This is a genomic window from Glaciecola sp. G7-5 (assembly GCF_055808975.1).
Window position 1 is genome coordinate 2,576,488 of sequence record NZ_CM147892.1, and the last position, 22,742, is coordinate 2,599,229.

Sequence of the window (22,742 nt, forward strand, 5' to 3'; positions counted from 1 at the left end):
AATCCATGATTCAAGAGTCGCAATCGCTGGCTGGTGCCATATTTTATGGTTTTACTTAGCCAGCTCTTAGGCTGCGCATAAATGATGACTCACTAGGAACTTTTATTTTCGGTAAGGATTCAGTCACTAGCGCATTCATCATAAATTCAGGTAAATTGCCCGTGAGCTTGATGATTTTATCGTTTTGTTGGAAGAGGTATTGCGTGCTGTAAATGGGGTCGGTATCGGAGTGCATCAGCACTTCAAGCCGCAAACCTTCAATCTTAACGTTATTAACATTTATAACGGCTTCGCTAATAGATGAGATTTTAAAATCATTGATATTGGCTTGCGTGATTAATTGCTTTATTTGATTTAGTTCATTTGCCATCTCTAACTGCAAAGGGCTATCGCTCTCAACATCGGCTAATTTCGAGGTCAGAAACGGAGAGAACGGGTAAACCGAGATATCGACTACCGCAGTGTCGAAACGAGGATGTGTGTAACGCGTGATACTGCCAAGTAATGGGTCACGATAAACCGCTGACTGCAATTTAACAAAATCACCGATGCTATCAGGCACCTGTAGTTCGCTGCCATAATCGCTTGCACCAAGTACTTGGTATATTTGGTCCGCTTCCAAAATATAATTTTTTTCGATATGTTCAGCCCAATGGCTTAATATCGTCTTTGCCGTTTCATCAGCATGCTTTAGGCTAGTGGGTAAGCGCAGATTAAAGTCATCTATAGGAACTTGGCGCCAGCTCGTAGTGATTTCTAGTACAAGCTCGCCTTTTTGTGTGTCTTGGTCAATGTTAACAATTCCATTGCCTATGAGCACTTCATACTCAGAAACGCTAAGTGCATCTTCAATTAAAAGACTGCTAGGAAGGGAACTTACTAAAGACGAAAGTGCATCACCATCAAAGGTATTTAACTGACATTTAGCTTGTTTTGAATCTTGGCATTCACTTGCAAGCTCGTCACTAACATAAGCCGCATAAATAGGTATCTCAGATTTGGCATAAGCAGAGGTGATCCCAATAAGGAAACACAAACTGCCCGCAAGCAAGTAAGGCATAAGTTTTACATCCAGTGCATATAACCTCAAGGAGGTTAATTATTTTTCTTAAACTGTGGTTTTGCTGTCAATATTTTTAAAATATTCACACGAAACCTACGACAACATCAGTACTTCATAAGATATTCACTGAAGACAAAATGACAGATATTAGGGAGGGTGTCAATAAATTGACGCTTTTGTTAAAACACAAAAAAGGGCTGTTGAAGCAGAATATAAGCAACAATAGTGCTTTATTCTGCCCAAGATATAAGTTTTAAGAAGCTTCGCGCTTTATCTTTGTCACGGTCGACTGTATTTCACCATCAGCAAACTTAGAGGTAATTAATTGATTTTCTTCAACATCATCTACCGACTTGAGCAACTTATTGTCGCTTAGCGTAATGCTATAACCTCTAGACAGCGTTGCTAGTGGACTTACAGTATCGAGGAGTGCGCTCGTTTTACTTAAACTTTGTTTTTTTATTGCTAAGGACTGCTTCATCGCATTGAACAAGTCTTGGCTGCGTTCTGAATTAGTTAGTTGTGCGCGCTTAATACCTTCGAGCGGCGACACATATTGCATGTTTTTTGCGCTACTTTCAGCCTTGCTTGTTGCCTTAGCTAGGTGTATTTGCATCGCTTGTGCAAGGCGCTGTCTTAAGCTTTCTAATGTTGCTTTATGCTCTTTTAGCAACAATTGAGGGTGTTGTGATAGCAAACGTTGACGCAGATACAGCAAAGATTCTTGCTTTATTTTTATTTGCTTAGCAGGGTGTTGCTGCATCAGCCTCGCGTGTAAGTAATCAAACTGTTGATTGTTTTGATTCAATCTTTTACTAGGATGCTGAGTATGCAAGCGTTGGGTCAATGCCAGTGAATCACTGCGTTTTTGTTCCAAGGTGTCGTTGAGTGCGCGCATCAACATCCGCTTGCGTTCATTAAGGTTTTTTTCGAGTACTTGCTTGTCATCACTTAATAATTCGGCTGCCGCTGAGGGGGTTGCTGCGCGCACATCGGCAACAAAGTCAGCGATAGTGACGTCAACTTCATGCCCTACCGCAGATATTACAAGCAAATCAGAGGCGAAAATAGCCCGTGCAACAACTTCTTCATTAAACGACCATAAGTCTTCTAATGAGCCACCGCCGCGGCCTACCAGTAAAACATCAACTTCGGCGCGAGCATTAGCACGCTCTATTTGTTTGACTATACTTGCTGCTGCACCTTCGCCTTGCACCATACTGGGATATATAATGACTTCTATACTTGGGTTACGCCGCTGCAATACATGCAGAATATCATGTATTGCAGCACCCGTTGGTGACGTGACTACACCAATTTTATTGATTTGTGTTGGTAGGGCTTTTTTAACTTCGTGTGCAAACAAACCCTCAGCTAATAATTTTTGCTTGAGCGCTTCAAAGGCTTGTTTTAATTGTCCTATGCCCTCGGGCTCCATCGATACGGCAATCAGCTGATAATCGCCGCGGGCCTCATACAAACTAATGTTGGCTTTTACAATAACCTTGTCACCATGCTTCGGGATAAAGCCTAAACCTTGGTTAGCTCCTCTAAACATGGCCGTGCGCACCTGAGCCTTGTCATCCTTTAAGGTAAAATACCAATGCCCAGAGGCCGCTCTAGTAAAGTTTGATATTTCGCCGCTTACCCACACTTGCCCAATTTCGCTCTCGAGTACTTGTTTGGCGAATCGATTTAGCTTAGTTACACTGATGATTTTTATTTCTTGGGGAACGGCAAACATGCGTTTATTTATTACCTTTTCAGGGTTGGGTGAGCGAATAATCACATTATTAAACATTTTTATGAAACAATGCGCAAATGTAGTTTACCTGCATATGAAAAAATACTACAATCGCACCGCAATTAAGCCACTAGTATATAGGTAAAGTTGCATGTTACGTATCGATAAAGAAGCACTTACTTTTGACGATGTACTTTTAGTACCTGGTCATTCCGAAGTTCTGCCACACATGGCAAATCTCCAAACACGTCTTACCCGCGGCATCACCTTAAATATGCCCCTTATGTCTGCTGCTATGGACACGGTCACCGAAGCGCCACTTGCAATTGCCTTAGCTCAAGAAGGTGGCATTGGTTTTGTGCATAAAAACATGACCCCTGAAGCACAAGCTGAACACGTTCTACGGGTAAAAAAATACGAAAGCGGTGTGGTCATTGACCCTGTTACCGTGAGTGCCAGCGATACCATAGGCGCGACTATCGCCTTGAGCAAGCAAATGGGTTATTCGGGCTTCCCGGTTGTTGATGGTGAAAACAACCTTATTGGTATCGTCACCGGTCGTGATCTTCGCTTTGAAAACCGTTTAGAAGAGCCTGTTAGCAAAGTAATGACGAGTAAAGAAAAACTGGTCACGGTTACCGCCAATACAAGCCCAGATAAAGTCATGGATTTAATGCACCAATATCGCATAGAAAAGATTTTGGTGGTTGATGACAACTTCAAACTTTGTGGTCTTATCACCGTTAAAGATTTTCAAAAAGCCAAAAATAAACCAAATGCATGTAAAGACGCACAAGGCCGGTTTAGAGTAGGCGCTGCGGTAAGCGTAGGGCCGGGTACTGAAGAACGTATTAAAGGCTTAGTTGATGCCGGCGTAGATGTCTTGCTTATTGATACTTCGCATGGACATTCGCAAGGTGTTATCGAGCGCGTAAAGCAAGTACGTAAACAATATCCAAATTTGCAAATTATTGCAGGTAATGTTGCCACAGCAGAAGGTGCGTTAGCATTAGCTGAAGCAGGCGTAGACGCGGTCAAAGTAGGTATAGGCCCCGGTTCAATTTGTACAACGCGCATTGTTACAGGTTGCGGCGTACCCCAAATTACAGCAATTAGCGACGCGGTATCCGCGATTGATAAACTAGGGATACCGGTGATTGCTGATGGCGGTATACGTTTCTCAGGTGATATTGCAAAGGCACTCGCCGCTGGCGCAAGTTCTGTAATGGTTGGAAGCATGCTTGCAGGAACAGAGGAAGCACCGGGCGAAGTAGAGTTGTATCAAGGGCGTTACTATAAGTCATATAGAGGTATGGGCTCCTTAGGTGCCATGAATCAAAGCCATGGCTCATCAGATCGTTATTTTCAAACCATCAGCAATGCAGAGAAACTAGTGCCAGAAGGTATAGAGGGGCGTGTTGCTTATAAAGGTCCAATCTCTACTATCATTCATCAGCAGTTAGGTGGCTTGCGTTCTGCGATGGGCTTAACGGGGTGCGCGACGATAGATGAACTGCGCACCAAACCAAAATTTGTGAAAGTAACGGCAGCAGGCATGGGTGAGTCACATGTGCATGATGTCAGCATTACCAAGGAAGCGCCAAATTACCGATTAGGTTAGTGCTAATATTTCACTAGCTTACAACGAATTTTCTTAGCGTAATTTTTATTCCCTTTGTGCCTTTTAAGCACAAAGGTACTTTATTTTTAGGACACTTAATGTCGATTAATATTCATAGTCAAAAAATTCTAATTCTTGATTTCGGTTCGCAGTACACGCAATTAATAGCAAGGCGTGTGCGTGAAATAGGGGTGTATTGTGAACTATGGGCATGGGATGTTGACGAAAAATATATCCGAGAGTTTGCGCCCGATGGCATTATTTTATCTGGCGGTCCTGAGTCGGTAACCGAAGCTAATTCTCCAAGGGCCCCTCAGTACGTCTTTAATGCGGGTGTCCCAGTACTTGGTATTTGCTATGGTATGCAAACAATGGCGCATCAATTGGGTGGCAAAGTGCAAGGCTCAAGCTTACGAGAGTTTGGATATGCGCAAGTAGAGTTACCTCAAGTTAGCATAAGTCGTGCGACCTACTTATTTGACAAAATAGAAGATGAAATTAATCCTCAGGGAAATGCTTTGTTGGATGTTTGGATGAGTCACGGCGATAAAGTAATTGAAGTGCCAGATGGTTTTGAAACAATCGCTAAAACATCAAGTTGTCCTCACGCTGGAATGGTTAATCATGCCAAACGATTTTATGGGGTTCAGTTTCATCCAGAGGTAACACATACCAAGCAAGGCTTACGCATATTACAACAATTTGTGATGAAAATTTGCGCATGTGAAGCATTGTGGACGCCAGCGTCAATCATTGAAGATGCAATCGTTAGAATTAAACAGCAAGTAGGAGACGACGAAGTTATTCTCGGTTTGTCTGGCGGCGTCGATTCGTCGGTTACCGCGATGTTACTGCATCAGGCGATTGGCGATAAGTTGACCTGTGTATTTGTTGATAACGGCCTACTTCGTTTACACGAAGGCCAACAAGTAATGGACATGTTTGGCGACCACTTTGGCTTAAACATAATTAAGATAGAAGCTGAAAAACGCTTTTTAGATGCCCTTGAAGGGGAAACGGATCCTGAGAAAAAGCGCAAAATCATAGGTAATCAGTTTGTCTATGTATTTGATGAAGAAGCTAGCAAACTAAGTAATGCAAAATGGCTAGCGCAAGGCACCATTTACCCGGATGTTATCGAATCGGCCGGTTCAAAAACAGGCAAAGCTCATGTAATTAAGTCGCATCATAACGTGGGTGGCTTACCTGAACACATGAAAATGGGCTTAGTTGAGCCACTACGAGAACTATTTAAAGATGAAGTACGTAAAATTGGGCTTGAGTTAGGACTTCCTTACGACATGCTATACCGCCACCCATTCCCAGGACCTGGTTTAGGTGTGCGCGTGTTAGGCGAAATCAAAAAAGAGTATTGTGACTTACTCCGTAAAGCCGATGCCATTTTTATCGAAGAACTGCATAGTCATGAGCTTTACCATGGCGTAAGCCAAGCTTTACCGTGTTTTTACCCGTGCGTTCGGTTGGCGTAATGGGGGATATGCGTAAATATGATTGGGTGGTGTCTTTGCGAGCAGTTGAAACCATAGACTTCATGACCGCTCGTTGGGCACATCTACCGTATGAGTTTTTAGGCAAGGTGTCTAACCGAATCATTAACGAAGTTGATGGTATTTCTAGGGTGGTTTACGACATTTCAGGAAAACCACCTGCGACCATTGAATGGGAATAGTAAATAAAGCGTTTATAAAATAAATACTTTCCTAACAAAAACCATTGAATGTAATGCCAATAGCCAACCCTATTGGCATTTTTTATGGGAAATATTTATGTACTCATTCTTAAACTTGACTGTTTATGGGAGAGTTGGCTTGACGTGATCGAGCATTTTGTGAATACTTTGTTTTTTGTTGTAAGGCGTGAACATTTATTTCGTAGTACACGTAATTTAAAAGCACGTCATTAATGGATAAGCTCTACAAGGACTCAATAATATGCGGTTTTCCAAAATTCTTTTTATATCAATCATACTCCTATTAACTGGATGTAAATCCAGCCCTAAGTATATGAATACTAATGAGTTGGTACAAAAGGCTCCTAGCCTGGGTGTAATCACACTTGCTGCGCGTGATGGCTTAGATAGTCATCAGGAAACTCTCGAATCTTTTTATCAAGCGCGTGTTGAAAATGCCTTAAGAGATAAAGGGTTTTCGGTCGTTAATGCGGACCGCATATATGAAATCAAAGACACCTTAGTTGAAAACACTCAAGGACTCTACAATGAAAACACGGGGCAGTTAAACGAGGAGCTAGATACTAAACTATTTACTCAGGCCCTTAGTTCCTTTAGCGAAGAGGCTGGTGTTGATGCCTTTGTTTTTATCGGTGTTGACGTGGTTAGAGCAAACTTCGACAATAACTTTTTAACCGGGTATAAAGCCAAATGGTGGGGACAAGAAGAAGATTATCTTGAAGACGGTGTTGGTGCATCAGATGTGTTGGGGTCTCTTTTTGTCAACAAAACAGGGTATTTGCCTGGCGCCAGGTTTTATATTCGTTTCAGAGATAAAGAAAACACGCTATTATCATTAGGGGCCGGTGGTATCGAGTTGTTAGCAAGGTTTGACGAGAACGGTGAAGCCAAATACAAAGAGCCTAGTAAATTATTTGAGAATGAAGAAGAATTGCAAGAAGCATTAATTATTGCGCTTGACGATCTGGCCAGTCACAAGGCGAGTAAAAAATGAGGCTGTTGATTTGTATGCTGATGCTACTAAGTATCAGCGCCTGCAAAATGACCCCTGGAATACCGATTGACCCAAGAATTGATGATAAAACTAAGGTCTATGCTAATGAGGCAAAACTTTACAATAATCATGTCATTTATGTTTGGTTGCCACCCGCGAAAGCAGACAAATTTCTTCCGTATACTGAATCTTTTGACTTAGATGTGCAAAATTATGCGACGCAAAATGGGCTTAATAATTTACATTCGATGGCACAAGCGCACTTTAATGAAAGTGCAGGGGAAGTTGGCGGCTTATTCGAGAAGCGCAGCGGCCGTTTAAATGCTAAAAATTTAAACGCAGCACTTAATCTAACGATTGACAAAATACGAGCTGAGAAGGGTAGCGACAATGTCGTGGTTTTCTTAACTCCTTATGAAGAGTTAGTTAAGGTTATTGATGGTGCGCATATTTGGCATAATACCTATCAAAGCACTTGGGATCATTCGAGTAACTCACAAAAGAATCTACAGGCCATAAGTTTATTGGTCAACTACCATGCGTCTGAATCGTCTGCTGAAGGTTTAAGATTAGGATTAGATTTAGAAGACCCTCGATTTATTTCCGAGGGTAAGTATCGCTACTTAGTGGCACATATTTTTGACCCAATAACCAAGGCAAAAGTGACACAATAGAACGAAACAATGGGGTATAGCAGGCTAGCTTTAAGGTTTAGCCTGCTATATAAACCTGATTTGCATTCCTATACTAATGCGTTGTTGATGCCGATTATAGTCAATTAGAGAGTCGCCGTAGCCACTAAATAATTGTATCAACAAGTCATAGCGGGTATTAAAAGGGTAGGTCATGTTTACTTCAATGCCGCTGCGATTATCTTTTAAAGACAAGTTATTGCGCAGCCTGCTAAAAAATTCGAAATCCCCCAATTGCAAGCCAAAGCCCAGTTCAACTCTGCCATAATAATCATTAATATCAGGGTTATCGTCACCTAGAGGATCTAGTTCAGATGTTTTTGCATCTTCAGGTAAACGATACCAGGTGCGTAAATAATATGCAGTGTTCTCATCGCTAAACAAAGCTGTTGCCGTAATGCGGTTCCAACTGCGCGATTTAAGCCCTGATTGACCGTTGGACATATGGTTTAGCCCCACACGCAACAAATTAAATTTGTAACCAAGCAATGAAAGGTCACTATTGAATTGATAAAACACTTCAGGCTCATAGTTGGTTTCTCTAAATGGCTTGGATGTTTCATCGTTATACAATTGCCAAAATGAAACGGCAGTAAAGGCGAAATATACCCCCGAAACGTCATCTTTTTGCAACCATAGCGGTGTTTTTACGCTAATTTGGTACTTTGCTTCAAAGTCATCAATTTGTTCTGCACCAATGCCATCGAGGGTTACTGGATTTGGCTCTGAAGAAAAACTAAATGGCAGTAAATAATTTTGGCGATGTTGCACGAGTGAAAATAAATTCCGGTTAGCATCGCGTTCATTCTCAATTTTGATTGCTAACATCGATGCCTTGCTCACTTCCTTTACGACGGGTAGTGGCAGCAAACTATCTTGGTCGTAGCTTTCGGTGACAAGCGTTGTATCCTTATCATCTGGGTTTACTTGCGCGCTTTTGGGGGGTGTCAGCGCTTGTTTCATTATTTTGCGCATTTGCAAAAGATAAGGGAATACATAGTGCACTTAATACTATTGAAAATGCAAAACGAGGTAACAATCTTATCAAGGTACTGTCCTTGTGTATTAATTGAAAGTAGCCGCTTAGAAATACTGAAGAGCGACTAGAAAATACTTAGAATGATACCTGAAATAGCAAGGGAAGAATATCTTAAGTTAACGCTTTGCGTGGTAGTGGAATGAGCTTAAAAAGTCGCTTGCCTAATCAAAGCTCAACAACAAGCCCTTCACTCGCTCCCATAACCTGCGTAGTGCCACCACCCATTTCTATAATTAAATTGGCATGCTCTACAATGTCATCAACCATTGTGTCGCTGCGCTCTGGATCATGACTGTACAGTGCAAGTTGCTTTACATCAGCAGCTAAAGCTAATTTTATAGCCTCTTCAGCGACGGAATGTCCCCAGCCCGATTTTGCCGGCATGTCTTGAACAACATATTGAGCATCGTGTATTAAAAGATCGGCACCTTTTACAAAGGAAACAAAATCTAAAAAGTCAGTACTTTTTTTATACGGAGGGTAGAGTTCATTATCGGTAACATAGGCTACCTTTTTAGTACCCTCGGTAATGGTGTAGCAACTGCCGCCGCCTGGATGATTAATGGGCAAACGAGCAATTTTCGCAGAGCCGATGAGCCATTCGTTTTGTACATATTCTTCAATGACAATATCAGCCGAAATGGCCTCTTTCGGTACCGGAAAATAAGAACCAGTCATTTGCTGTAAGAAAGCATCTGTCTGCTTCATTTCAGTTAATCCGGGGTAACCGATATTTTTCTGCCAAGCATGTATATAGGCACAAAAAAGGGAAGCCTTGAATATGGTCCCAATGGTTGTGAGACAATAGAATATGAATGGGCGAATCAGTTTTTGCTAAGACTTTACCTAAGGAACGAATACCTGTTCCAGCATCTAATATAATATTGGTATCATCTGACAGCGCAACGTGCACACACGCAGTGTTACCCCCATAGCGCAGTGTGTCTGCGCCAGGGGTTGGGATAGAGCCGCGCACTCCATAAAAGTTTATGCGCACCAAATTGCCTTAACTGTTTGCACTATTTACTCGTGTCGAAAATATGTCTTAGTTATTTTTCGGCCATAAACGCAACAACATTATCAATTGGCAAGATTATTTTTTCTCCAGAAGCTCTATTTTTGTATTCGAGCGCTTTTTCATCGAGGTTTCGTTCCCCAATTATGATGCTGTGAGGAACGCCAATTAGCTCCATATCCGCAAACATGACACCAGGTCTTTCTTTGCGATCGTCAAACAATACCTCGATACCTGCGTCACACAAATCTTTATAAACTTTCTCAGCTACTTCTTTGACGCGGTGGGATTTGTGCATATTCATCGGGACTATGACCACTTTAAATGGGGCAATTGCCTCTGGCCAAATAATACCGTATTTATCGTTATTTTGCTCAATTGCGGCTGCCACAATACGCGAGACCCCAATACCGTAGCATCCCATTTGCAATACCTGATGCTTTCCTGTTTCGGTTAGCACGCCGCAATTCATTGCTTTTGAATACTTGTCACCAAGTTGGAAAATATGGCCAACTTCTATGCCTTTACGAATGACGATGGTACCACTGCCGCAAGGTGAGGGATCGCCCGCAACGACTTTGCGCAAATCGGCAATCGTGATTTCACCTAAGTCGCGTTGCCAATTGACACCAGTAAAGTGCGTGTTAGCTTCATTTGCACCACATACAAAATCGCTACAAACCGCAGCGCTTCTGTCTACCAATACTGGCATAGGGAGGTTTAAAGGCCCTAAGGTACCAAAACCACAGCCCACTAACTTAAGGACCTCACTTTCTTCTGCCATTTCCAATGGACTGGCAATCCAAGCGTGTTTTTCTGCTTTGATTTCATTTAGCTGATGATCGCCTCGAAGTATAATTGCAATAAATTCAGCTTCTACTTCTTCACTTGCTTTTACAATCAGCGTTTTTACGGTTTGTGTTGCGTCAATACTCAGAAGTTCAGACACTGCAGTAATTGTTTTCGCGTCGCCAGTATCTACTTTCTCAAGTGCTTGAGTGGCGTCACTTAGGCTCGATGTGCTTATTGCTTCAGCTAGTTCAACGTTAGCGGCATAGTTTGAAGCGTCACTAAAGGCGATATCGTCTTCGCCTGATTCTGCTAAGACATGAAACTCATGCGATACCGCACCGCCAATAGAACCAGAATCAGCGATAACGGGACGATATTCCAAGCCAATGCGGTCAAACACATTACAGTAAGCTTGATGCATCGTTTGATAAGTTGTATCGAGGCATTCGGGTGTTAAGTGAAAAGAGTAGGCGTCTTTCATAATAAACTCGCGTGAGCGCATAATACCAAAGCGCGGCCTTACTTCATCACGAAATTTGGTTTGTACCTGATATAGGTTTAACGGAAGTTGCTTGTAACTACTCACATCATTGCTTACTAAGCTGGTGATTACCTCTTCGTGAGTCGGGCCTAAAACGAAATCACGTTTGTGGCGGTCTTGGATGCGTAATAATTCAGGACCATACTCTTCCCAGCGGCCTGATTGCTGCCAAAGGTCTGCAGGCTGCACAACCGGCATGTTAATTTCTATTGAGCCCGCGCGTACCATTTCTTCATGTACAATTTTACTGACTTTATTTAACACTCTTAAGCCCGTAGGAAGCCAACTATAAAGCCCCGAAGCAAGTTTTCGCACCATGCCGGCACGCAACATAAGTTGGTGAGATATAACTTCAGCTTCGCTGGGAACTTCTTTTTGAGTCGCTAATAAATATTGAGTAGTACGCATAATGTAATGAATATAAGCCGTCTGTGATTAATGCGCAGAATATTAGCAGTGTGCAGGCGCAGACAAAAGCGAAAATGTGCACTTATATGATTTTTCCCCGGCTTTTATGCCTTTGCCGCAGAATAAATGTCGAGAAGCTCTATATAATTTTCGATGACTCGCCATTTTACTTCTATATCCCAAAGCTGGATAAAATAAATTTTGTCATCTACTTTATTTTTCTTGTAGGCAGGTCGAGGGTCTTGCGAGAGCAAGTTTTCAACGAGCTCAGGTAAGTCAGGATATTGCTTTTCGAAATAGCCAAGGGCTTGCTTTGCTTCCTTTGAATAGCTTATTTCTAGCAATGCGACTGGCTTATTTTGGGCATAGGCTGCCGAGGCATCGGGCACGCTATCCGCGTAGGGGATGTAGGGTTTTATATCGATGATCGGAGTGTTTGTGAGCAAATCAACACCACCTACTAACAGTTTGTTATTTTGTATACCTAGGTTTTTTACCACAGACATACCAATTGCGTTGGGGCGAAAGCTACTACGTGTAGCGAAAACACCAAGCTTTTTATTCCCTCCTAAACGTGGCGGTCTGACTTTAGCGCTATAACCTTTCGCCAAATTTTCATGAAATACAAACAGTAGCCAAAGATGAGAAAAGTCTTCAATGCCTTGTAAGGCTTGCGTTATATCTATTTCACCACTAAATACGATTTCACCTTTAGCGGGACTAAGAGATATTCCTTGCCGTGGAATTGAAAACTTTTGTGAGAAAGGTGTTAATATATGGCCAATTGATGTTAATGCATGGTTCATGTAATCACTCTTAATAAGGTCGGGTATGGGTAAGCTGCATAGTTCGCATTTCCTGATTTTTAATGGGCGCTTGTAAAATTATAGCCTATTAAGTATTCGCTTATTACTTGATATATTGATTTGTAGCCCCAAAAACAACATCTCGATACAAAGCTAATCTTGTGTAAGCAAGCGCACCTAACATATACTTGATAGGTGCAAACAACAATCATCTATAAATAAATGTGTAGTGTCCGTGACCTGTCGCAGCATATACATGGGCTAGATTTATAAAGGAAGTGTATGATTTCGGTGAAAAACCTGAGCAAGGTATTTGGTAAGCATCGCGCCGTGGATGATTTATCATTTGAAATATTGCCAGGAGATGTAGTGGGATTTTTAGGCCCCAATGGTGCTGGTAAATCGACAACCATGAAAATGTTGACAGGATTTTTAGCTCCTTCATCAGGTTCAGTTGAAGTAAATGGCTTAGCTTACACTAAAGCAAAAAGCGAAGCGGTAAACGCTAAACAGCAAATTGGCTATTTGCCCGAAGGCGCACCTGCCTATGGTGACATGACGGTCTATCAGTTTTTATATTTTATTGCCAAAGTAAGAAGAATCCCGCGAGCCGAGCGTAAACAAGCCATCGCAAAGGTCTGTACTGAGCTTGCCTTAGACGCTGTCATGAACAAAGCAATCGACATGCTTTCCAAAGGCTTTAAGCGCAGAGTTGGGATAGCTCAAGCGATTATCCACGATCCCAAAATCCTTATTCTAGATGAACCTACCGACGGTCTTGATCCAAATCAAAAGCATCAAGTTCGCGAGCTGATCCGTAAATTATCAGCCGACAAAATAGTTATCGTATCAACTCATATCCTTGAAGAAGTATCGGCAGTTTGTAATCGTGTCATCATTATTGCGGAAGGAAAAAAGCGTTTTGACGATACGCCAGAAGTCTTAAAGGCGCAATCTCCTTTGCACAATGCGGTAAGCTTAAAATTAAGCTACTTAAGTGACATCTCAGGATTGCTTGAGTTAGATGGCGTTGCTGACATGAAACACGACAGAAAGACCAACCTAGTGACCGTGTTTGCTGAGCCAGGACGACACATTCTTGAGCAAGTGACGGCGCATATTCAATCTCAGCATATGCCGGTTGATATGGTGTACCCAGAGCAAGTGCAACTTGACGAAGTGTTCAGAGAAATCACCACTGTTGAGCGTGCGGAGGCTACACAATGAGTGCTACCTTGACTATTTTTAAACGCGAGTTCGCAAGCTTTTTTGCCACGCCGGTCGCCTATATTTTTATCCTTATATTTTTGATTATGTCTGGTGTGTTTACCTTTATGTTTGGCGGTTTTTACGAACGTTCGCAAGCGGACTTACTCAGTTTTTTTGACTTTCACCCCTGGTTATATTTGTTTCTTGTGCCAGCAATTGCGATGCGCGCGTGGTCCGAAGAGCGAAATACCGGAAGTATTGAGTTACTCATGACCCTACCTATTACAACGATGCAAATCATGTTGGGTAAGTTTTTTGCAGCATGGACAATGCTAGGTCTATGTTTGTTGTTTACTTTCCCATTGTGGTTGACGGTCAATTATTTAGGAAATCCCGACAACGGCATTATTGCGGCGGCTTACCTTGGAAGCTGGTTAATGTCGGGGGCGTATTTAGCGGTCGGTATTTGCATGTCGGCTACCACGCGCAGTCAAATCGTCGCATTTATTTTAGCGATTGTTATTTGCTTTGTTTTTGTATTGGCAGGCTCGCCGGTGGTGATTGCTTTATTCCAATCTTGGGCGCCAAACAGTGTTATTGATGCCATTGCAGCGCTCAGCTTTTTAAGTCATTTTCAAAATATGGCAAAAGGGGTCGTGGTATTAAGTGATGTAGTATTTTATTGCGTGAGCATTACCGTATGGCTTTTTGCTGGTTACGTCATTATTGAAAAGAAGAAGGCTAATTGAGTATGAAGAATACTTTTTCTACCCTCGTATTATTAAGCCTCCTAATTGGCATTTTTTTAAGCGCGATGGTACTAAATAATCGTTATCTAAAAGATATCAGCGTTGATTTGACTGAGAATCAAATCTACTCGCTTTCACAAGGCAGCCAGCGCATTGCAAGTGAGCTAAAGCAAGACATAAACTTATATTTGTTTTTTTCACAAGACAATTCAAAAGGCATGACAGCCCTTCGTGACTATAAAATCCGTGTTGAGGCCTTGTTGCGTGAATACGTAAGATTAGCTGACGGTAAGATTACCCTCGAAGTCATAGATACCGAAGCTTTCTCTGAGGCTGAAGACCAAGCGGCTAGCTTTGGCTTAACGCCCGCTTCAGCTGGGGTCGGTGGCAGCACCGTTTATTTTGGGCTTGCCGGCACTAATGCCCTTGAAGATACCATGATTATCAGCTTCTTTGACCCAAGCAAAGAGACCTTCCTAGAATATGATATTAGTAGCTTATTGCATAAATTAAGCAGCCCTGAGCCGGTTAAGTTAACTATCGTCAGTGATTTGGAAATTGCTGGTGGACAAAACCCTTTGACTGGGGAAGTTACTGCCCCATATGCGTTGTATCAACAATTTCAAGAGATCTTTGACGTATCATTATTGAGTAGTTCTGATGAAGCCCTACCCGATGAAACACAAGTTTTAATGTTATGGCATCCGCAAAACATTAACGACGCCCTGCTTAGGCAAATTGATCAATATATCATGCAAGGTGGCAAATCCTTAGTGTTGATGGACGCCCATTACGAATCTGATCCAATGGCTCAGATGGGCTCGGTTGGTAGTAATAGCTCGGTATTGCCCTTGTTAGCCACTTATGGTGTTAGTTTTAATAGTGCTGAGGTTGTTTTAGACGCCCTCACGGGACTAGAAGTACGCGATGCAGAAGGCGGAATAGTTCGGCACATGGGCTTTTTGGGTCTTGGTAAAGAACAAATAAATAATGACGACATTGCTAGTGCAGATTTAGACAGTATCAATGGTGCATCATTCGGTAGCCTATCGTTAGCATCTAATAGTCAACTAACGCAAACTGCCTTACTCAGTTCTTCAGCAACTGCAGACCTGATTGAAACCCAAAAATATATGGCTACCCGAAATCCTGAAATATTGGCTGCAGATTTTGTTAGTGTAGATAAGCCATTTACGCTAGCGGCTAGGTACTCTGGGCCGGCCTCTTCACATTTCGCCGATAGTCCAGAGAATTCCAATTCCACATTAGTGAAAAATACCGATAATTTAAATATTGTTGTTATTGGGGATGCTGATATCGCAGCAAACCGCTTTTGGGTTCAACAAAGCAGTTTCTTTGGTCAAACTGTGTTCGATCAATTCGCAAATAATGGCGATTTTATACTCAACATCCTAGAAAATTTGAGTGGTAACGAAAATCTAATAGGCATAAGAGGGCGAGGTACCTTTACGCGTCCCTTTACTAAAAGTACAAGCGATACAAGTTGTCGCTGAAGAAAAGTTTAGAGAACAAGAAAAACGCTTAAAAGCACAGCTTGATGAAACAGAAGCCTTACTTGTTCAGCTACAAAGCCAATTAGACAGTGAGAGCGCAACGCAGGAACAAGAGGCCGCAATCGCGGCGTTTACCAAACAACGTGGCGAAATTAGAAAGTCTCTGCGCGAAGTCCAGTTTCAGCTGCAAAGAGATATTGATGAATTAGGTAACATACTTAAGTTAGTCAACATTGTGCTAATGCCTTTGCTAATTGTGCTCCTTCTGTTTTTACTTGCTAAACTTTTCAAAAAGAAAGCAAGTCAAAGCTTTTTCATTGACTATCAGTACTCAAGTGAGGAAGAGCCTTTACAGCAGTCAACGTCGACGCCTGCGCCAAAACCTAGATTGAGAGTTAGCCCTAAAGTACTAAACATAAGCAGCGATGCCAAACAAAATGTAGACGTGAGCGAAACTAAAGAACCACAAGACTCTGTGCAAGAGACGCTTAAATCGCCAGAGCCAGAGAGCTTAAGCGACAAAAGTGACGCTAATGAGAAACCCAAAGGCAAGAACAAAGACGCAGGTAAAGCAAAACCCGAAAGCAGTAAAAAGGATGACGTTGAGCATGTGATTCGTATTGAAGATCTTGGAATTGGAACTAAAGATTCTGATACCGATAATAGCGAAAGCGAAACGCCGTCCTCTGATAAAGAGGAAAAAAGTAAAGCTCCTAAAAGTAAAGCTCCTAAAGAAAGCGTTTGAAAAAGGCGACGCCTAAACTATTAGCGTGTTCGATATTTCTAAGTGGGATAGCCTCAGGATCTGGGACAAAGCGCAGCATCTTGGTAATGCTTGCCTCTCTAATAAGGTGAAACAAAGGATAAGGGGCGCGATTCGTATAATGACTGGTGGAGTTTGGCGCTTCGCCTTCAAACAGATACTCTGGATGAAAACTCGCCAATTGAAATTTACCTTCATATCCAAGATCTTCAAGCAGTGCCTGTGCAATATCCAAGGCATCTAAATAGTCGTAAAAATCAGCTAGGCCTTTACTCAGGGCAAGTATGCTAGTTTCGGTACTTGGGTTACTGTCTAAAAATTTACATTCATCAGCAAGCATCTTCAAAATTTCTTCGGTATCGCTATGTTCTGATACCACTAATCTAACTTTATCTTGTTGCCTTGGTACTTTGGCGAAAGGACAAAAGTTTTCAGCGATAACTACAGCATCTAACCACGCCCAGATTTTTGCTTCGACCAGTGAGCTAGGACTTTTCGTTTCTGAACTCATTATACTTTTGCATCACTTATGGTCTTATCTGCGCCGCTTTGATTACTTGATGAGTTAAATTCAACATAAGCCTCTAGCGTGTTTTCAATCAAGCTAGCCACCGTCATAGGACCAACGCCACCGGGCACAGGGGTTATCCAATCTGCTCGGTCTTTGGCTACGTCAAAATCTACATCACCTGTTAAACTGCCATCTTCTAATCGGTTAATGCCAACATCAATCACAATAGCACCAGGCTTAACCCATTCGCCAGGAATAAAGTTTGGTTTGCCGACGGCTACGACTAATAAATCTGCTCGGCGTACATGAGATGACAAATCTTTGGTAAATTTATGACAGGTAGTCACAGTACAACCAGCCAAAAGCAACTCAAGACCCATAGGGCGCCCTACAATATTAGACGCCCCTACAATAACAGCGTCTAACCCTTTTATTTTGCGTTTTGTGGCCTCAATCATAGTCATGATGCCTTTGGGTGTGCACGGACGCAAAGATGGCATACGCTGGGCCAAACGGCCAATGTTGTAGGGATGAAAGCCATCGACGTCTTTGCTTGGATGGATGCGCTCAAGTACTTCATCAGCGTTTAATCCTGCAGGTAAGGGCAGTTGTACCAAAATACCATCAATTTGCGGGTCAGAATTTAGCTTGTCGACTAATGCTAACAGTGTTTCTTGACTCGTTGTGGCGGGCAAGGTGAACTCCTTAGACACCAAGCCAACCTCGCTACAGGCCCGTGTTTTATTTGCTACGTATACTTGTGACGCTGGGTTAAGACCCACTAGTACAACAGCCAAGCCGGGTATTCTTTTATTTGCTTCTTTTAATATTTCTACGTGTGCAGCAACGTTGTTGCGTACTTGTTTTGCTATTTTCTTGCCATCGATGAGCTGGGCTGTCATTTATTTCTTCGCCAAAGGAGTCTAGTAACTAGGCATATAGTTTAAGTAAAAACCGAAGAGAAAACCAGAAATTGAGCTAATCTCATTCAATATAATGGGCGAATCGACAAGAACGCAGTTTGGGTTTATTTTGAACTTAGCCTGTCTAGATGCTGAAAAAAACATCAAGCAGTAAAAAATCACGTATTTATGCGAAAAAATGTTTGACCACAATGGGCATAGTCGGTAACATGCGCCCCCCGTAGAGATGAGCAATTTAGTTCGTTTTTACACTGTCGGTGAGTGGCGCAGCTTGGTAGCGCACTTGGTTTGGGTCCAAGGGGTCGTAGGTTCGAATCCTATCTCACCGACCATTCGCTTTTTGATTCGACGAGCGTCCGTAGCTCAGCTGGATAGAGCACCCGCCTTCTAAGCGGGTGGTCGCAGGTTCGAATCCTGCCGGACGCGCCATTTCATTGGCTCAAAAGGCAAATAAAAGTGACTTGCTAGACAAAAGTGAAAAAGAAACAGTGGTGGGCGTAGCTCAGTTGGTAGAGCTCTGGATTGTGATTCCAGCGGTCGTGGGTTCAAACCCCATCGTCCACCCCACTTTTTCTGCCTTATATTTGCGGCCTTTTGCCACAAACCTTCGGTGTAGTATTCAGTAGCACAGCAACAACAGTTTTGCGGGAGTGGTGGAATTGGTAGACACGCTGGATTTAGGTTCCAGTGCTTCACGGCGTGAGAGTTCAAGTCTCTCCTTCCGCACCATCTAAAGTTTATACATATCAAAAGAAATCTCGGTGAGTGGCGCAGCTTGGTAGCGCACTTGGTTTGGGTCCAAGGGGTCGTAGGTTCGAATCCTATCTCACCGACCATTTTTTTTATAAATCGTTAACTCAGCGCTCTCCGACGTCAACTAAGCGCTCTCCGACGTCAACCAAGCGCTCTCCGACGTCAACCAAGCGCTCTCCGACGTCAACCAAGCGCTCTCCCACGTCAACCAAGCGCTCTCCCTCGTCAACCAAGCGCTCTCCCTCGTCAACCAGGCGCTCTCCCTCGTCATCTCAGCGAAGGCTGAGATCTCCTAAAAACATCCCCAATTTCGCAATATATAGGTTTTTTTCACTTAAAGCCTTATAACTTCTCGACTATACGAAAATCACTCTGTATAATCTGGCGTCCTTTTTTTAAACTCATGCACCTTTTGAAGTTGTTTGGGTGCCATGCATAGGCGAAAATTTTTTCACTAACTTTTTCGTTATGATAGATAACACAAAAGCGCAAATAGCGCATAGTTGAGGTAGAAGAATGCAAGTGTCAGTCGAGACGACTCAAGGCTTAGAACGCCGTCTTACCATTACCGTTCCAGCAGAATCAGTAGATACTGCTGTTAAGTCGCGTTTACAACAATTAGCAAAAACACAACGTATTAACGGTTTTCGTCCAGGTAAGGTGCCAGTTAGCGTTATTAAAAAGCGTTTTGGTAGTGCAGTACGTCAAGAAGTTGCTGGCGATGTTATGCAACAGCATTTTTATCAGGCTATCATGCAAGAGAAAATTAATCCTGCAGGCATGCCTAACTTCGAATTAACCAAAGACGTAGATGGGGAAGCTCTTGAATTTGTAGCAACTTTTGAAATTTACCCTGAAGTTGAAGTTAAAGGTTTAGAAGAACTTAAAATCGACAAGCCCGTAGTAACGATTGGCGACAAAGATTTAAGCGAAATGATGAAAACCTTACAGCAGCAGCACGCTACTTTTAAAGAATGTAAGCGTAAAGCCAAAAAAGGCGATAAGGTCACTATCAGTTTCGTTGGTAGTATCGATGGCGAAGAGTTTGATGGTGGAAAAGCTGATGACTTCCCACTAGAACTTGGCAAAAGCCAAATGATACCTGGTTTTGAAGAGCCGCTAATTGGCGCTAAAACAGGCGATGAAGTGGTTGCTGAAGTGACTTTCCCAGAAGATTATCATGCTGAAGCACTAAAAGGTAAAGCGGCTAGCTTTGCGATTAAAGTTACGAAGGTTGAAGGCCTTAACTTGCCAAAAATTGACGAAGAGTTCGCTGAATTATTTGGTGTTAAAGAAGGCGGCGTAGAAGCGCTTGAAGCTGAAGTTAAGAAAAATATGCAGCGCGAACTAGACCAAACCTTGAAAACTAGCGTAAAAGAAGCTGTAATTGATGCCTTATTGGCCGATAACGAAGTTGACGTACCCAAAGCATTGCTAGATCAAGAAATCAACGCTTTACGTGAACAAGCGAAACAACGTTTTGAGCAGCAAGGTAATGGGCAAAATTTGCCAGAGTTGCCGGCGGACATGTTCACTGAAAACGCTAAACGTCGTGTTTCAGTAGGGCTGTTGATTGGACAAATCATCAAAGAAAATGATGTGAAAGTTGACCAAGCACGCGTTGACGCTTTGATCGAAACAACCGCTTCTGCATACGAAGATCCAAGTGAAGTGGTAGAGTATTACAAAAATAACCAAGAGTTATTGCAACAAATTCAAAATCTTGCCCTTGAAGAGCAAGCAATTGATACCATATTAGAAAAAGCAAAAGTCAAAGAAGTGAAAAAGTCGTTTGATGAAGTTATGAACAAAAAAGCGTAATTTTTTACGTATTTGTTGACTTGACAGCTTATCAACTGATTAAATGCTCGGACTTTCCGGGCATTTTTTTTAACTAAAAAGAGACAAAATGATAAATAATATTTCCGACCCGTCTAATGCACTCGTTCCTATGGTAATCGAACAAACCGCTCGTGGTGAGCGTTCGTTTGATATCTATTCTCGATTATTAAAAGAAAATGTCATATTTTTGGTAGGCCAAGTAGAAGATCACATGGCAAACCTTATTGTCGCGCAGATGCTGTTCTTAGAAGCAGAAAATCCAGAAAAAGACATTTTTCTTTATATAAACTCCCCAGGTGGTTCTGTTACTGCGGGCATGGCTATTTATGATACTATGAACTTCATCAAGCCAGACGTAAGTACGGTTTGTATTGGACAAGCGGCTAGCATGGGCGCATTTTTGTTGTCAGCAGGCGCAAAGGGCAAACGCTATGCACTGCCTAATGCACGTGTCATGATTCACCAACCTTTAGGTGGATTCCAAGGCCAGGCGTCTGATTTTGAAATACATGCAAAAGAAATTCTGTCTATTAAAGAGAAGATGAATCGTTTAATGGCAGAGCATACCGGTCAAAAATATGAGAAAGTGGCAAAAGACACTGACCGAGATAATTTTTTGAGTGCGAAAGAATCAGTTGACTACGGTTTAGTTGATAGTGTTTTAAATAGCCGTGCAGACGTTGGCAAATAATACCTAACGCCCTTATTACAAGGGCATTTGAAAAGTGGAAGGCAAAATTTATGAGTGATAATAGTACCAAAGAGGGTGACAACAAATTATTGTATTGTTCTTTCTGTGGTAAAAGTCAGCACGAAGTACGTAAACTTATTGCTGGTCCATCGGTTTTTATTTGTGATGAATGCGTCGAGCTATGCAACGATATTATTCGTGAAGAAATCAAAGAGATTTCTCCCAAGCAAAAAGCTGATGCATTACCTACACCTACAGAAATTCACGCCCACCTTGATGATTATGTTATAGGGCAAGAACATGCTAAGAAAGTCTTGTCGGTGGCGGTTTACAATCATTACAAACGACTCAAGAATGGTGACGTTCATGAGGGTGTTGAATTAGGCAAAAGTAATATCTTACTGATTGGACCGACGGGCAGTGGTAAAACACTATTAGCAGAAACGCTAGCGCGCCTGCTTGATGTGCCGTTTACAATGGCCGATGCTACCACCTTGACTGAAGCGGGTTATGTAGGTGAGGACGTCGAAAATATTATTCAGAAACTGCTGCAAAAATGCGATTACGATCCTGAAAAGGCGCAGCGCGGTATCGTGTACATTGATGAAATTGATAAAATATCACGTAAATCTGATAACCCTTCTATCACTCGTGATGTTTCTGGTGAGGGCGTGCAACAGGCCTTACTAAAACTCATTGAAGGTACCATTGCATCGGTTCCACCTCAGGGCGGACGAAAGCATCCACAGCAAGAGTTTTTACAGGTTGACACCTCCAAAATCTTATTTATCTGTGGTGGCGCATTTGCCGGCTTAGATAAAATAATTGAACAACGCAGTGCAAAAGGCACCGGCATAGGTTTTGGTGTTGAGGTAAAAGGCGATAAAGAAGCGAAAGGTTTATCGGCTTTGTTCAAAGACGTAGAGCCACAAGATTTAGTTAAATATGGTCTTATTCCTGAATTTATCGGACGTTTACCTGTTGTGACGAGTCTTGAAGAGTTAAGTGAAGACGCCTTGATTCAGATCCTTCAAGAGCCTAAAAATGCAATTACTAAACAGTATGGCGCGTTATTAGCTTTAGAAGGAGCCGAGTTAGAGTTTAGAGAAGACGCTTTAAGAGCGATCGCAAGTAAAGCTATGTCACGCAAAACAGGTGCAAGGGGTTTACGCTCTATTGTTGAAGCGGTGCTTTTAGATACTATGTATGACTTGCCCTCTAATCCGAATGTATCTAAGGTTGTCATTGATGAAGCGGTTATTAGAGGTGAGTCAGAGCCTTTATTAATCTATGAAAACGCAGATAAGAAGGCGGCTTCAGAATAATCTGGAAAGGGCCGAGCAGGCCCTTTTTACTTTTTT

Annotated in this window: 20 protein-coding genes, 5 tRNA genes and 1 pseudogene; 16 read left to right on the top strand and 10 right to left on the bottom strand. The window is 42.3% G+C overall.

Going from position 1 to position 22,742, the window contains the following annotated elements; genetic code table 11:
• Positions 1–55: 55 nt before the first annotated feature.
• Together AC0L6H_RS11335 and xseA are read right to left on the bottom strand one after the other, a co-directional pair.
• Entirely contained in the window at positions 56–1,060 is a 1,005-nt protein-coding gene (locus AC0L6H_RS11335) for a hypothetical protein (RefSeq protein WP_473394429.1), read from the bottom strand.
• A 256-nt stretch (positions 1,061–1,316) separates the two neighbouring features.
• A complete protein-coding gene (gene xseA, locus AC0L6H_RS11340) occupies positions 1,317–2,807 on the bottom strand; it encodes an exodeoxyribonuclease VII large subunit (protein WP_473394520.1) in 1,491 nt (496 codons plus the stop codon).
• Positions 2,808–2,958: 151 nt separating this feature from the next.
• Between xseA and guaB the strand changes: the two genes are divergently transcribed.
• The 4 genes and pseudogenes from guaB (at position 2,959) to AC0L6H_RS11360 (ending at position 7,807) form a co-directional block, all read left to right on the top strand.
• Positions 2,959–4,428 (top strand): IMP dehydrogenase, encoded by a 1,470-nt coding sequence (gene guaB, locus AC0L6H_RS11345; RefSeq protein WP_473394430.1) that lies wholly within the window; start codon positions 2,959–2,961, stop codon positions 4,426–4,428.
• 98 nt (positions 4,429–4,526) lie between these two features.
• A pseudogene (guaA, locus tag AC0L6H_RS11350) lies at positions 4,527–6,118 on the top strand (glutamine-hydrolyzing GMP synthase).
• 334 nt (positions 6,119–6,452) lie between these two features.
• Positions 6,453–7,133 carry a hypothetical protein gene (locus tag AC0L6H_RS11355; RefSeq protein WP_473394431.1) on the top strand — a complete coding sequence of 227 codons (681 nt, stop codon included), beginning with the start codon at positions 6,453–6,455 and terminating at the stop codon, positions 7,131–7,133.
• The gene (locus AC0L6H_RS11360) at positions 7,130–7,807 is read left to right on the top strand and encodes a hypothetical protein (RefSeq protein WP_473394433.1); all 678 of its coding nucleotides are present in this window, start codon (positions 7,130–7,132) and stop codon (positions 7,805–7,807) included. Before AC0L6H_RS11355 ends, AC0L6H_RS11360 begins: the two co-directional genes overlap by 4 nt.
• A gap of 45 nt (positions 7,808–7,852) precedes the next feature.
• On the opposite strand, the gene AC0L6H_RS11365 is transcribed toward AC0L6H_RS11360, so the two are convergent.
• The 5 genes from AC0L6H_RS11365 to tsaA form a co-directional block, all read right to left on the bottom strand.
• Positions 7,853–8,788, bottom strand: coding sequence for a phospholipase A (locus AC0L6H_RS11365; protein ID WP_473394434.1), 936 nt, complete (start codon positions 8,786–8,788; stop codon positions 7,853–7,855).
• A 241-nt stretch (positions 8,789–9,029) separates the two neighbouring features.
• Positions 9,030–9,572 carry an MBL fold metallo-hydrolase gene (locus tag AC0L6H_RS11370; protein ID WP_473394435.1) on the bottom strand — a complete coding sequence of 181 codons (543 nt, stop codon included), beginning with the start codon at positions 9,570–9,572 and terminating at the stop codon, positions 9,030–9,032.
• A gap of 1 nt (position 9,573) precedes the next feature.
• Positions 9,574–9,861 carry an MBL fold metallo-hydrolase gene (locus tag AC0L6H_RS11375; RefSeq protein ID WP_473394437.1) on the bottom strand — a complete coding sequence of 96 codons (288 nt, stop codon included), beginning with the start codon at positions 9,859–9,861 and terminating at the stop codon, positions 9,574–9,576.
• A 52-nt stretch (positions 9,862–9,913) separates the two neighbouring features.
• A complete protein-coding gene (locus AC0L6H_RS11380) occupies positions 9,914–11,620 on the bottom strand; it encodes a proline--tRNA ligase (protein ID WP_473389066.1) in 1,707 nt (568 codons plus the stop codon).
• A gap of 104 nt (positions 11,621–11,724) precedes the next feature.
• Positions 11,725–12,426 (bottom strand): tRNA (N6-threonylcarbamoyladenosine(37)-N6)-methyltransferase TrmO, encoded by a 702-nt coding sequence (tsaA, locus tag AC0L6H_RS11385; RefSeq protein ID WP_473389067.1) that lies wholly within the window; start codon positions 12,424–12,426, stop codon positions 11,725–11,727.
• A gap of 282 nt (positions 12,427–12,708) precedes the next feature.
• Between tsaA and AC0L6H_RS11390 the strand changes: the two genes are divergently transcribed.
• The 4 genes from AC0L6H_RS11390 (at position 12,709) to AC0L6H_RS11405 (ending at position 16,643) form a co-directional block, all read left to right on the top strand.
• The gene (locus tag AC0L6H_RS11390; protein ID WP_473389069.1) at positions 12,709–13,653 is read left to right on the top strand and encodes an ABC transporter ATP-binding protein; all 945 of its coding nucleotides are present in this window, start codon (positions 12,709–12,711) and stop codon (positions 13,651–13,653) included.
• On the top strand, positions 13,650–14,384 hold the full coding sequence (locus AC0L6H_RS11395; protein WP_473389070.1) for an ABC transporter permease subunit: 735 nt from the start codon (positions 13,650–13,652) through the stop codon (positions 14,382–14,384). The genes AC0L6H_RS11390 and AC0L6H_RS11395 overlap by 4 nt, the downstream gene beginning before the upstream one ends.
• A 2-nt stretch (positions 14,385–14,386) precedes the next feature.
• On the top strand, positions 14,387–15,898 hold the full coding sequence (locus AC0L6H_RS11400) for a Gldg family protein (RefSeq protein ID WP_473389071.1): 1,512 nt from the start codon (positions 14,387–14,389) through the stop codon (positions 15,896–15,898).
• A gap of 241 nt (positions 15,899–16,139) precedes the next feature.
• Positions 16,140–16,643, top strand: a complete 504-nt coding sequence (locus AC0L6H_RS11405; protein ID WP_473389073.1) for a hypothetical protein — start codon at positions 16,140–16,142, stop codon at positions 16,641–16,643.
• Here AC0L6H_RS11405 and AC0L6H_RS11410 read toward each other — a convergent pair.
• Positions 16,627–17,172: a DUF1415 domain-containing protein gene (locus AC0L6H_RS11410; RefSeq protein ID WP_473389074.1), complete on the bottom strand. Its 546-nt coding sequence runs from the start codon at positions 17,170–17,172 to the stop codon at positions 16,627–16,629. The genes AC0L6H_RS11405 and AC0L6H_RS11410 overlap by 17 nt on opposite strands.
• Complete coding sequence (folD, locus tag AC0L6H_RS11415; RefSeq protein ID WP_473389075.1) at positions 17,172–18,074, bottom strand: bifunctional methylenetetrahydrofolate dehydrogenase/methenyltetrahydrofolate cyclohydrolase FolD; 903 nt, start codon at positions 18,072–18,074, stop codon at positions 17,172–17,174. Before folD ends, AC0L6H_RS11410 begins: the two co-directional genes overlap by 1 nt.
• Positions 18,075–18,350: 276 nt before the next feature.
• On the opposite strand from folD, the gene AC0L6H_RS11420 reads away from it, so the two are divergent.
• From AC0L6H_RS11420 to AC0L6H_RS11440, 5 genes are all read left to right on the top strand, one after another.
• Positions 18,351–18,427 (top strand) — tRNA-Pro (locus AC0L6H_RS11420).
• A 20-nt stretch (positions 18,428–18,447) separates the two neighbouring features.
• Positions 18,448–18,524 (top strand) — tRNA-Arg (locus AC0L6H_RS11425).
• Between the two features lie 62 nt (positions 18,525–18,586).
• Positions 18,587–18,662, top strand: a tRNA-His gene (locus AC0L6H_RS11430).
• A gap of 77 nt (positions 18,663–18,739) precedes the next feature.
• Positions 18,740–18,824, top strand: a tRNA-Leu gene (locus AC0L6H_RS11435).
• A 30-nt stretch (positions 18,825–18,854) separates the two neighbouring features.
• Positions 18,855–18,931 (top strand) — tRNA-Pro (locus AC0L6H_RS11440).
• 21 nt (positions 18,932–18,952) lie between these two features.
• Here the strand turns inward: AC0L6H_RS11440 and AC0L6H_RS11445 are convergent.
• Entirely contained in the window at positions 18,953–19,081 is a 129-nt protein-coding gene (locus tag AC0L6H_RS11445) for a hypothetical protein (RefSeq protein ID WP_473389077.1), read from the bottom strand.
• Between the two features lie 283 nt (positions 19,082–19,364).
• Between AC0L6H_RS11445 and tig the strand changes: the two genes are divergently transcribed.
• From tig to clpX, 3 genes are all read left to right on the top strand, one after another.
• On the top strand, positions 19,365–20,669 hold the full coding sequence (gene tig / locus AC0L6H_RS11450) for a trigger factor (protein WP_473389078.1): 1,305 nt from the start codon (positions 19,365–19,367) through the stop codon (positions 20,667–20,669).
• 88 nt (positions 20,670–20,757) lie between these two features.
• Positions 20,758–21,381: an ATP-dependent Clp endopeptidase proteolytic subunit ClpP gene (gene clpP, locus AC0L6H_RS11455; protein WP_473389079.1), complete on the top strand. Its 624-nt coding sequence runs from the start codon at positions 20,758–20,760 to the stop codon at positions 21,379–21,381.
• A 50-nt stretch (positions 21,382–21,431) separates the two neighbouring features.
• Positions 21,432–22,706, top strand: a complete 1,275-nt coding sequence (clpX, locus tag AC0L6H_RS11460) for an ATP-dependent protease ATP-binding subunit ClpX (protein ID WP_473389080.1) — start codon at positions 21,432–21,434, stop codon at positions 22,704–22,706.
• Positions 22,707–22,742: the final 36 nt, after the last annotated feature.